Annotated in this window: 11 protein-coding genes; 1 reads left to right on the forward strand and 10 read right to left on the reverse strand. The window is 56.3% G+C overall.

Features of this window, described 5'->3' with window-relative positions:
- Position 1: 1 nt before the first annotated feature.
- From Q0O33_RS04835 to Q0O33_RS04855, 5 genes are all read right to left on the reverse strand, one after another.
- The gene (locus Q0O33_RS04835; RefSeq protein WP_295496784.1) at positions 2-715 is read right to left on the reverse strand and encodes a sulfite exporter TauE/SafE family protein; all 714 of its coding nucleotides are present in this window, start codon (positions 713-715) and stop codon (positions 2-4) included.
- Positions 716-753: 38 nt separating this feature from the next.
- Positions 754-1170 (reverse strand): DUF305 domain-containing protein, encoded by a 417-nt coding sequence (locus Q0O33_RS04840; RefSeq protein WP_295496787.1) that lies wholly within the window; start codon positions 1168-1170, stop codon positions 754-756.
- Between the two features lie 22 nt (positions 1171-1192).
- Entirely contained in the window at positions 1193-3190 is a 1998-nt protein-coding gene (gene thrS, locus Q0O33_RS04845; RefSeq protein ID WP_295496790.1) for a threonine--tRNA ligase, read from the reverse strand.
- Between the two features lie 114 nt (positions 3191-3304).
- Positions 3305-3730: a hypothetical protein gene (locus Q0O33_RS04850; protein WP_295496793.1), complete on the reverse strand. Its 426-nt coding sequence runs from the start codon at positions 3728-3730 to the stop codon at positions 3305-3307.
- A 57-nt stretch (positions 3731-3787) separates the two neighbouring features.
- Positions 3788-5281 (reverse strand): hypothetical protein, encoded by a 1494-nt coding sequence (locus Q0O33_RS04855; RefSeq protein WP_295496796.1) that lies wholly within the window; start codon positions 5279-5281, stop codon positions 3788-3790.
- A 76-nt stretch (positions 5282-5357) separates the two neighbouring features.
- Between Q0O33_RS04855 and Q0O33_RS04860 the strand changes: the two genes are divergently transcribed.
- Complete coding sequence (locus Q0O33_RS04860; protein ID WP_295496798.1) at positions 5358-6602, forward strand: CoA transferase; 1245 nt, start codon at positions 5358-5360, stop codon at positions 6600-6602.
- Here Q0O33_RS04860 and Q0O33_RS04865 read toward each other — a convergent pair.
- The 5 genes from Q0O33_RS04865 to Q0O33_RS04885 form a co-directional block, all read right to left on the reverse strand.
- Positions 6580-7218 carry a TetR family transcriptional regulator gene (locus tag Q0O33_RS04865; RefSeq protein ID WP_295496801.1) on the reverse strand — a complete coding sequence of 213 codons (639 nt, stop codon included), beginning with the start codon at positions 7216-7218 and terminating at the stop codon, positions 6580-6582. The two genes, Q0O33_RS04860 and Q0O33_RS04865, sit on opposite strands and share 23 nt — an antisense overlap.
- Before the next feature lie 27 nt (positions 7219-7245).
- Positions 7246-8118: a crotonase/enoyl-CoA hydratase family protein gene (locus tag Q0O33_RS04870; RefSeq protein ID WP_295496803.1), complete on the reverse strand. Its 873-nt coding sequence runs from the start codon at positions 8116-8118 to the stop codon at positions 7246-7248.
- A 115-nt stretch (positions 8119-8233) separates the two neighbouring features.
- Positions 8234-9016 carry an SDR family NAD(P)-dependent oxidoreductase gene (locus tag Q0O33_RS04875; protein ID WP_295496805.1) on the reverse strand — a complete coding sequence of 261 codons (783 nt, stop codon included), beginning with the start codon at positions 9014-9016 and terminating at the stop codon, positions 8234-8236.
- 130 nt (positions 9017-9146) lie between these two features.
- Positions 9147-10316 carry an acetyl-CoA C-acetyltransferase gene (locus Q0O33_RS04880; protein ID WP_295496807.1) on the reverse strand — a complete coding sequence of 390 codons (1170 nt, stop codon included), beginning with the start codon at positions 10314-10316 and terminating at the stop codon, positions 9147-9149.
- Between the two features lie 134 nt (positions 10317-10450).
- Positions 10451-11872: an aldehyde dehydrogenase family protein gene (locus Q0O33_RS04885; protein ID WP_295496809.1), complete on the reverse strand. Its 1422-nt coding sequence runs from the start codon at positions 11870-11872 to the stop codon at positions 10451-10453.
- Positions 11873-11893 lie beyond the last annotated feature (21 nt).

Raw genomic sequence — 11893 nt, forward strand, 5'->3', positions numbered from 1 at the left:
TTTAATTTAGCAACCGCAAAACGGCAGAAAGCCCAGCAAGGCCAAGAACGCCCGCGACAAAACTGCGCCATAAAGTCGGCGGCACCCTGCCAAAGGATTTCGCGCCAAGCCAGTTGCCCAGCAGCACCGACGGGAACAGCAACAACGACAGCCACAACAGGCGCGCATCTGCCAGCCCCAGCGCATATGCGGATATCGTACCCGCAATCGCGGTGGCGAAAAACACCAGCATCATTGATGCCCGCGCCTCCTTAGGCGGGATGGGCTGGCGCAGGTAAAAAGGCACGACGGGTGGCCCCGGCATCGCAGCAAAACCGGTCAATATGCCCGAGGCGATACCCGTAAGCGCGGTTTCCTTAGGGCCAGGACGTAGCTCCCCACGTTGCGGCAGCAACACGAGCACAAACGCCGCGATAGCGATAAAGGCAATCATCAAACGCGCTACATCTGGGTTGGTCTTCATCAACAGCCAGATACCAAGGGGCGTTGCCAACATGGCAAAGGCCGCAATCATCAACGCGCTTTGCCGGTGCGCGTCGGCGTAAATGACCTTGATCCCCACAGGCCCAATCAAAACCTGAAGTAATATCGCAATAACCACCGCCTCACCCGGCTTCACAATTAACCCGAACAAAGGCACAAGAATGATCGCCATGCCAAATCCGGTCAGCCCGCGAATATAGGCCGCGCCAAAGGTCATGGCCGCCAATAGCAACAGTTGCGCTGTGGTAATTCCAATCAGGTCTTGAATGTTCAGTGCCCCATGGCGGCGTGATCAGCGGCGGTCAGCGGCTTTTCTGCAACCACGCCTTTTTTGTCGAGCCACGCCTGCATCTCCTTTATCTCGGCTTCTTGCGCGGCAATGACCTTTTGCGCAAGCGCGCGCACTTCGGGGTCCTTGCCATGCTCCAGCGCGACCTTCGCCATCTCAACCGCGCCTATGTGGTGCGGGATCATGCCCTGCATGAACGCAATATCGGCGTCGGCATTGATATTACCCATGCCCGAATGCATCTTGTCATTGGCCGCTGCATAGGCCTTTTGTGCGGCGTTGTAGCTGGCGGTCGCATTTGCCGTTGTCTCTGGTGTAGAGGCGCTCTCATCCGCTGCGGGTTGCTGGCACGCGGCCAAGAAAAATACGGCTGCAAGCGTCAATGATAGTGTCTTCATCATTATCTCCTTAAAAATCGTCTCAACGCAAATCGGGCGGCGTTGCTTCATGTTTGAGCAAAGCAATTGCCTCTTCCAGCTTCATAATGCGTTGGCCATCGGAGCCAAGGCTGCGGATTGCGACCTTGCCTTCTTCTGCCTCACGCATGCCGACCACCAACAAATGCGGCACCTTGGCGACGCTATGTTCGCGCACCTTATAGTTGATTTTTTCGTTGCGCGTATCAGCCTCAACGCGAATGCCCGCCGCCTTCAACTTCGCCGTGACATCATGCGCATAGCCATCAGCCTCCGATGTGATCGTCGCGACCACGGCTTGCACAGGCGCAAGCCAAACGGGAAAGCGGCCCGTATAATGTTCAATCAAGATACCGATAAAGCGTTCATAGCTGCCAAAGATCGCACGGTGCAGCATGACGGGGCGATGACGTGCGCCATCCTCTCCAACATAGCTTGCATCCAGCCGTTCGGGTAGCACGCGGTCCGACTGAATGGTGCCAACCTGCCATGTGCGGCCAATCGCATCGGTTAAATGCCATTCCAGCTTTGGCGCGTAGAAGGCACCTTCGCCGCGCAGTTCTTCCCAACCAAATTCGGACGTAGCAAGGCCAGCACGAACCACAGCATCGCGCAGTTCGTTTTCCGCCTTATCCCAATCCGCATCGGACCCGAACCGTTGTTCAGGGCGTAAAGCGAGCTTGATCGAATAGGTAAAACCAAATTCCTTGTAGACCCGATCCGCCAGCGCGCAGAACGCCTGCACCTCTTCGACAATCTGGTCTTCGCGGCAAAATATATGCGCATCATCCTGCGTAAACTGACGCACGCGCATCAGGCCATGCAACGCACCATGCGGTTCATTACGGTGGCAGCAGCCATTTTCGTAAATGCGCAACGGTAGGTCGCGATAGGATTTAATCCCCTGGCGGAAAATCAGAACATGCGCTGGGCAGTTCATGGGCTTCAGCGCCATCCAATCAGCATCGCCCGAAATCACAGGGCCGTCGTCGTCGACATTAGGGACTTCGTCCGGGATCACGAACATATTGGCGCGATATTTGCCCCAATGCCCCGATTGCTCCCATTGACGTGCGTCCATGACTTGCGGCGTTTTGACTTCCTTATAACCAGCGCCGTCAATCGCGCGGCGCATATAGCCCTCAAGTTCGCGCCAGATCAGATAGCCATTGGGATGCCAGAATACCGAACCATGCGCCTCTTGCTGCAGATGGAAAAGGTCCATATCTTGGCCCAAACGGCGATGGTCGCGCTTGGCAGCCTCTTCCAACCGGAGAAGATGTGCGTCCAATTGCTTTTTGTTCAACCAGCCAGTTCCGTAAATCCGGCTTAATTGCGGATTATTCTGGTCGCCGCGCCAATAGGCGCCCGCCACCCGCGTCAGCTTGAACGCCGCAGGATCCAACTTACCCGTCGACGCCAAATGCGGCCCACGGCACATGTCCATCCAGTCATCGCCAGACCAATATACCGACAACTCTTCGCCCTCAGGCAGCTCCGCCGCCCATTCGGCCTTGAAGCTTTCGCCAGCATTTTGCCAACTCGCAATCAAGGCGTCACGCGCCATGACTTCGCGGCGCAGCGGCTTGTCGGCGCGGATGATCGTGCGCATTTGTTCTTCAATCGCGGGCAGATCATCTATTGTGAACGGCCCACGCGCGGCAGGTGCCATCACGTCATAATAAAAACCGTCATCGGTCGATGGGCCAAAAGTGATTTGCGTGCCAGGAAACAGCTTCTGTACCGCTTCTGCCAATATATGCGCAAAATCGTGGCGGGCGAGCTCCAGCGCATCGGCCTCATCACGGGTCGTCACCAACGCGAGCTGCGAATCGGCCTCAATCGGTCGCATGATGTCGCGCAATTCGCCATCCACACGCGCCGCAATCGCCGCCTTGGCTAAACCCGGGCCAATCGCGGCGGCAATGTCCGCAGGGGTAGTGCCACGCGCAACTTCACGGGCAGAGCCATCGGGAAGGGTGACACGGATCATCTCGGACATGGAGTATCTTGCTTTCAACTGCGGTTAGAAGCGCCCCTTTGCCAGCCCAGAGGCGAAGTCGCAAGTGGGCAGCCATTGTCCCTGAACAAGAACCACTGATCGCAGGCAGTCCAACTAGCCTGCTGTCTTTTTCGAACGATAAGGCACAAACTCGCCTAGGCTGCACACGCCGCCAGTCATACCGGTGGTCCGGTCTACCAAGCGGATGATGTCGCCTCGGCATTTTTGGCTGCCAAATTGTTCGGACACAATGATGTCATCGTCGCGCGCCAGTCCGCTGCAAGCAGATCGTAAGTTGTTCTTATACACCAACCGACCCGATACGCGGTAGAGCAGGATATTGTCGCTTACGCGGATGGTATTGGCGCCGTTAAAGTCGCTGATGCAATTGACTGTCTTGCCCGCGACCTTGCCGTTCAGTTCTTTCATCAAGACCGCGCTCTGTTTTTCGGTCAGCGGCTTTGGCGTGCTATCCACCTGGCCGCACGCAGCGAGCAATGTCAAAGGAATGGCCAAGGCGACCAGTTTAAACATATGCATCGATTATCTCCGGTTCCAACGGCTGCATATCATAAGCTTCGAATAATGAACCCTAGATTATCCAACAAGTGTCGCATTATGGCGTTTTTCGCCCGCGGTGACCTGAACGACCGCGTTGCCAAGGTCGGCATCCACCGGACCATCCATCACCGCCATGGCGCGCGCGCCGCCTTCGGTTTCCAGCAATAATGTCGCCGAACCAAAACCGTCTTTGGCCGCTGATCGCACAAAGCTGAGCACCCGCGCCTTGCCTTGGGGCGCATCGTCGAGCGCCACCGGCGTTGGCGCATAGCCCTTCACCGCATCGCCGGACCACGCGACCCGCGGCTGGGTTGCCGAGTAAATCCCGACCGCCTGCTTCGACATCACGCCGCCATTGGCTGTGACCAAAGCGGGCTTAGCGCCATCACGGCGCAGCGCGTCAACCATTGCGGCGATGTTATACACGCCATAGCCATTCCCAGGACCGCCAAAGAAGCTGAGCCCGCCGGTGAGCGTATAGTCGCCAAGCGCTCGGCCTGCATCTTGCATGCTCTCCACCGCCGCAAAGACCGCGCAGGGAAAGCAGCTATAAATGTCCACTGGACCAAGGTCAGCGGCCGCGAGACCGGCTTGATTAAGTGCGGCAGGTATAGCAAAATCCAACGCAGCAGAACGGTGAATGACCGCGCGTTCGGACAAGGGTGGCTCTGCCGCTTCGGCAGCGCCGGCCAACCATACCCATTTATCTTGCGGTACGCCCAATGCGCGAGCCTTGCCTGCACTGGTCAGGATGACCGCGCCGCCCAAGTCGACCGCGTCCTGCGCAACATGCCAGCGACGGTAGATGTCGGTCAGCGGATAATTGGCGTTGTCGCCGCTTTGCAGCGCTTCCGGGGATCGAAAACCGGTGAATTGTGCATGCTCGCGGGTTTCGGCTTTTGCCGAAAAGGCAGACCATAACGCCGCCATCGCGCGAGCATAAGCCGCACCGTCAAGGCCGAGCGTCATCCGCCGAGCATTTTCGATCAGGCTATAGGCCAGCGGCATGGAAATGATGCCGTGGCGGATTTCGGTGCGGCTTAGAATCGGGAAACTGGACAGCCGATTGTCGAACGGGGTGTCAGAAGCCAGACCCCAGTCCAATGATATGCCCGCCTTGCGGGCACGCTTGGCAGTACCCGTGGCCTCTGCTGCAACGAGCACCGCCATATCGCACGTACCGCGCCTTATGTCCTCGGCCAGCTCGTTCAATATCGCCTGCGGGCTTTGCCCGCCGACATCGGCGTAGATCAAGCGCCGGGCGCTGACACCGCCCGCTGCGCCAAAAGCCTCCGGCGTGTTATCGGGCGACCCTGTGCCAAGACTCACCCCGCTATCCTCGAACGTCCGAATAGCAGCGATGGTGTCGATTGCTGCAGAAACGGCCTGAGCTTGCCCTGTGTCGGCAAGCGCAATCTTAATTGCGGCTCCCGCCAGATCACGCGGGGCGGGCCATTCGCCGGCAACGGTCTTACGGCTTGCCTCGCCTACACCAATGATTACTGGCGCGGTCGCGTCAAAATTGCCCATGCTGCTCTCCCGATTATCTCTTAACTGCACGCTTAAATATGCTAGCTATCGATGCAAGGCTTTTGGGAGAGTGGAAATGGCAAAATGGCCGAAATTGACATGGGACACAGAACCAACCGGACCGCTGAAAGGCATTAAGGTCATTGATATGTCTACGGTGGTACTTGGGCCTTATGCCACTTTGCAATTTGCAGACTTGGGCGCCGAAGTTATCAAGATCGAGAATAGCGAAGGTAATACGCCCGGCGATCTGATGCGTCACGGCGGCGATTCACCCACCAAGCAGCATGGGCCGATATTCACTGCGCTCAACCGCAACAAAAAAGCGATCAACCTCAACATCAAAAAGCCTAAGGACAAAGCCGTGCTTGAGGCATTGTTGGAAGATGCCGATGTGTTCATCCACAATGTCCGCATGGCCGGCGTCGAGCGACTTGGCTTTGGCTATGAGGGGGTGAAGGCGATCAACCCTGATATCATTTATGTCCACTGCGCCGGCTTTGGCGCGGGTGGCGCTTATGGTGAACGACAAGCGTATGATGACATCATTCAAGCCGCTTCTGGCTTCGCCGCGTTAAGTGAACAACGTGACGGCAAGCGACCCAATTATGCGCCCAGCCTCGTCGCCGACAAGGTAAGCGGCTTGTTCGCGGCCAACGCCACCATGGCGGCGCTGCTTGCACGCGCGGGCGGACAAGGCGGGCAATTTGTCCAAGTGCCAATGTTCGAATGCTTCACTTGGTTCAACATGGTGGAAAATCTGTGGGGCGAAACCTTCGTCCCCGGCAATGGCCGCATGGGCTACACGCGCTCCGTCAACCCGCGCCGACGGCCATATCCCACGAAGGACAGCTTCATCGCCATTGTGCCCTATAACGACCGGCAATGGGCAAAGTTTTTCGAACTGGGCGGGCGGCCCAATGTCTTCGATGATCCCCGCTTTGCAACATATCAGGATCGCACCAAGCACACAGGCGAGCTTTATGCGTTGATTGAGGAAGTTAGCGGGCTGTACACGACTGCTGAATGGCTTGAGCTGTTGGCACAACATGACATTCCGGCGATGAAATATAACCGCTTGGCAGATGTGCTAGCCGATCCGCATTTGGCCGATGTCGGGTTTTTTGAAGAGTTGGAATCGCCAGATATCGGCAAATATCGTTCGATGAAGCATCCCGTGCATTATGCCGGAACGCCTATAACAAACTATGCACATCCGCCGATGCTGGATGCCGATGGGGATAAGATTAAGGCGGCGTTGGGTATGGAATTCCCTCCGTCATTGGGAGAGGATAAACCTAAACCAACAACCCGCGCATGATCAGGTCAATGGTGTGCTCGCGATAGGCATCGCGCATATTCTCGTCGAAATCGTCCTGATTGTAACAGTGGCGCAGCACCAACCGCGATGAATAGAAACGGTCGGCTGCGCCGGTCACGGTGAAGTAGAAAAATTGCGGGTCGGTTTTACGGAACTTACCGGCCTTTACGCCTTGCGCAATAAGCACTTCGTAGACGTTGGAAATGGGCTTGAGATAAAGTTCCGCAATGCGCGCAGCTTCGGCAGGGGCGCTATCGCGGACCATGCGCATCAGCAGGCGGTTGAGATAGGGGAAGGCATGATAGGTGTCGATAACAGCGCCGATATGGATGCGCAATTTTTCGGCAGGCTGCATGTCTTTGGCCACCAAAGCGCCTAGGCTTTGCACGATATTGCCCATGTCGCGATCAAGCAACGCCAGCATCAGACCGTTTTTATTACCGAAATAATATTTGACCAGAGCACTGTTGAGGCCAGCGCGCAACGACAATTCGGACAGTGACAGGTCAATCGTATCGCCATCGCGCATGATCTGGCTGGCAGCTTCAATCAATTGATCGCGCGCGTTATTGCCATCGGCTGAATCGCTCCCCAGTCTTGGTCCTGTTGTCGCCATTGGTGCTCGTTCCCGCTTTACCTAAGGTTACTTATAAACAGGTTCATCCCACCATGGAAAGAAGTCAGGCAAGTCTGTGGACACTTTGTCGGGGTAAACCGGACTGCGCTTCTCCAGAAAGCTGGTGATGCCCTCTTCTGCATCACCGGACCGCGAACGGCGGTAAATTGCCCGGCTGTCAATGGCATGCGCCGCCATGGGATGATCCGCCGCAGAAAGCCGCCACAGCATGGCGCGGGTAAGGGCAATAGATACTGGCGCCGTATTATCGGCTATCTCACGCGCTAAATTCCGCGCCGCTTCCATCAATTCGGTCGGCGCGTGGACAGAGCGAACAAGGCCGCCGTTTAAGGCCTCACCGGCATCAAACACCCGACCCGTCATGCACCATTCCAACGCCTGTTGCATGCCAACCAAGCGGGGCAGGAACCAGCTAGAGGCCGCCTCTGGTACAATCCCGCGCCGCGCAAAGACAAAACCAAAGCGCGCGGTGTCGCTCGCCAAACGGAAATCCATCGGCAATTGCATCGTTGCACCAATGCCCACCGAGGCGCCATTGATTGCGCCGATAACCGCTTTTTTGCATTGAAAAATTCGTAGCGTCAGCCGACCGCCAGAGTCGCGCACGCGCTCGTCCGAAAGCGATTCTACCTCCGATTGGTTAGCAAACACATCGCCGCCCGCCTCCGGCGTAAGATCCGCGCCCGCACAAAAGGCGCGTTCACCGGACCCAGTAACGATGACCGCTCGCACAGCATCATCAACATCCACCAGATCAAATGCCGCGCACATCTCGCGCATCATAATATTGGTAAATGCATTCATCTTTTCGGGACGATGCATCGTGATTGTGGCGATACCGTCAGCGACGGCATATTGTATCTGAGTGAATTCGGTCATAGCAATTGGCCTCGCAATGAAACCGAAGCCCTAAGCCGCAGTTGCATAGCGGCTGTGGCCTTCGAAGGGCGTCGCGTGAACGCCTCAGGGCTTGGGTTGTTGTTCATAGCTTCTATTACCGGGGGGCCATCCGGATCGCACCATCAACGCGCACATCTTCGCCGTTGAAATACCCACATTCGATCATCGTTATCGCAACTTGCGCAAATTCGTGCGGATGGCCAAGACGCTTCGGGAAGGGCACAGATGCCGCAAGCGCGTCTTTGACGGCTTGCGGTGCACCATTCATCAACGGCGTGTTGAAAATGCCCGGCAATATGGTGTTGATGCGGATGCCTTCGCTCATCAAATCGCGGGCTATAGGCAAGGTCATGCCAACAATGCCGCCCTTGGATGCGGAATAAGCCGCTTGGCCCATCTGACCGTCTTCAGCCGCAACCGACGCGGTGTTGACCATCGCACCACGTTCACCATCTTCCATCGGCTCCAGTGTCAACATGCCCGCGGCCGACTTGGCGATGCAACGGAACGTGCCAACCAGGTTAATCTGAATGATGCGGTCAAAGGCATCGAGCGGGAAATGCTTAATCGAACCGTCTTCCTTCGAACGGCTGGCGGTCTTGGCAGCGTTGCCCGTTCCAGCGCAGTTCACCAAGATACGTTCCTGGCCATGCGCCGCGCGTGCCTTGGCAAAACCGGCGTCAACGCTTTCGTCGCTAGTAACGTTGACATTGCAAAACACGCCGCCAATCTCAGCGGCAACGGCTTCACCCTTATCGGCTTGCAAGTCGAAAATCGCGACCTTCACGCCCTTTGCAGCGAGCGCCCGTGCAGTCACTTCGCCAAGGCCCGATGCGCCGCCAGTAACGACGGCTGCGACTGTTGAGTCCAATTTCATTATTTGCGCTCCGTTTCTAGTTCCGTCATGCTGAACTTGTTTCAGCATCCATCTCTCCACCGAGATTCTCGTTTGTGTGGTACGATGGACCCTGAAACAAGTTCAGGGTGACGGTGGTTGTGGTTGCTGTTTACACCCGCTCAATAATCGTGACGTTGGCCTGACCGCCGCCTTCGCACATCGTCTGCAGGCCATAGCGCCCGCCACGAGCCTCCAGCGCATTCAGTAATGTTGCCATCAACTTCGTCCCCGATGCACCCAATGGATGGCCAAGAGCAATCGCGCCGCCGTTGACATTGATCTTTGACCGGTCACCGCCTGTGTGCTTGAGCCAAGCCAAAGGCACAGGGGCAAAGGCTTCATTTACCTCGTACAAATCGATATCGGACATTTTCATGCCCGAACGCTGGAACGCGCGATCGGTTGCAAACAATGGTTCTTCCAACATGATCACTGGGTCACCCGCCGTCACCGTCAAGTTGACGATCCGTGCGCGCGGGGTCAGACCATGTTCTTTCAACGCCTTTTCCGATACAATCAGAACCGCCGATGCGCCGTCGCAAATCTGGCTGGCGTTGGCGGCGGTAATACTCCCACCTTCCTGAAGCAATTTGACGCCCGACAGGCTTTCAAAGGTCGCGTCAAAGCGGATACCTTCATCGCTGCTATGGACAATCTTGCCTTCTGGCGTATCGACTTCCATGCCGACAATTTCATTTGCAAATGCACCGCTTTGCGTGGCCGCAATTGCCTTTTGGTGTGATTCCAGCGCGAAGCGGTCAAGGTCTTCGCGTGTGAAACCATATTTCTTCACCAGCATTTCAGCACCCATGAACTGGCTGAATGTGATGCCCGGATAAGCTTCTTCCAAACGCGGGCTTTTATTTGTCCCCATGCCTTCTTTTTTGAACAGCATCGATGTCGCGCCCATTGGCACACGTGTCATGCTTTCGATGCCAGCGGCCAGCACGATGTCCTGCGTGCCTGACATGACACCTTGGGCGGCAAACATCATTGACTGCTGTGACGATCCACACTGGCGGTCAATGCTGACCGAGGGGATGGAATTGGGCAAGCGCGAGGCAAGCACAATGTTACGGCCGACGTCGCCAGCTTGTTCGCCACCTTGCGACACGCAGCCCATGATGACATCCTCAATCGCGGCAGGATCAAAATCATTGCGGTCGGCAATCGCGTCCAGCACGGCAGCACCCAAATCCACCGGATGCACGCCAGCAAGCTTACCGCCACGACGGCCACCAGCGGTACGAACCGCATCCACAATATAGGCGTGTGCCATACTCAATCTCCTGTTGTTCAAAATTTAATCAGACGATTAAACCTTGGAAGGGGAGAGTCAAGGGAGAGATTGGTTGTCTATAGTGACGCAGCAGTAAGACCCTCCCCATCTTTAGCGATGGGGAGAGTTTAAATTTAAGCCGCTTCGCGCGCGATCGTAATCACTTGCGGATAGGTAAACTCAAGCAAGCCCTCCTCGCCCAATTCCGTGCCGAAACCAGACTGCTTATGTCCGGCAAATGGCGCGTTGGGGGCGAGGTGCATGGATTCGTTAATCCAGACTGTGCCGGTTTCCAACTGCTCGGCGACTTCGACCGCAGCCTCTGGATTGCTGGTCCAGATGGAGCCGGCAAGTCCATAATCCGACGCGTTGGCGCGGCTAATGACTTCATTGATCGTTGAAAATTTCATCAACGGCATGACTGGGCCAAATTGTTCCTCTGCCACAATCCGCGCGTCTTCAGGCGGGTTATCAAGCACGGTGACAGGCACGAAATAGCCGGGAATCGATGGGTCATGGTCGCCACCAGTGAGGAATTTATAGCCTTTGTCCTTCGCGTCCTGAATAAGCTCCAAAACGCGCTTATATTGTGGTTTGTTCTGAATGGGGCCAATTGCAGTACCCTGCTCAGCGCCATCGCCGACCTTCACCGCCTTGGCATAAGCCGCAATCGCAGCGGACAGTTCGTCATAAATATCTTCATGAATATAGATACGCTTGGCCGCAATGCAGACTTGGCCTGCATTGTAAAAGCTTGCCCAAAACAGCTTTTCCGCGACCTTGCCCACATCGGCATCGGGCAGAACAATCGCGGCGTCATTACCGCCCAATTCAAGCGTAATGCGCTTCAAATCCTTAGACGCGGACTCCATCACGCGCTTGCCGGTGGCAGTCGAACCCGTGAAAGTGATCTTGTTGATGTCGGGGTGCGACGTCAGCAATGGTCCCAGCGCATCGCCACCCGTGATGATGTTGAGCACGCCTGGCGGGAATACGCCCGCCATGAGCTCGGCCAAACGCAAGGTCGCCAGCGGCGTAAACGGCGATGGCTTGAGCACCATTGTGCAGCCGGACAACAACGCAGGCACAATCTTCTGGATTGCCATCAACACCGGGAAATTCCACGGCACGATGCCACCAACGACGCCAACGGGCACGCGGCGTGTGCGGCTCAAACGCTTGTCGCTATCCTCGGTGATTTTCTCTTCCAAATTCAGCATCGGCAAAGCGCGCGTCATGCCCACGCAGCCCGCTATTTCACTGCCCGCCTGCATATGCGGCTTACCCTGTTCAGCGGTCAATAAACGCATCAGCTCGTCGCTGTTCGTCTTGATCACGTCTGCCATTTTGGCGAACAGAGCGCGGCGTTCTTCAACGCTCGTCTTCTTCCATGTCTGGAACGCAGCGCGCGCAGCGGCAACTGCCTTGTCGAGTTCGGCCTGACCGCAATCGGGGACCTGGCCAATGACCTGCTCGGTCGCTGGATTCACAACATCAATCCACTGGCCGTTATCCACCAGCTCGCCGTTGATTAGATTTTTATACTGGATGGTCATTGTCTATCTCCTGATGAGTCT

This window comes from Sphingorhabdus sp. EL138, from assembly GCF_945862485.1.
Classification (GTDB): Bacteria; Pseudomonadota; Alphaproteobacteria; order Sphingomonadales; family Sphingomonadaceae; genus Sphingorhabdus_B.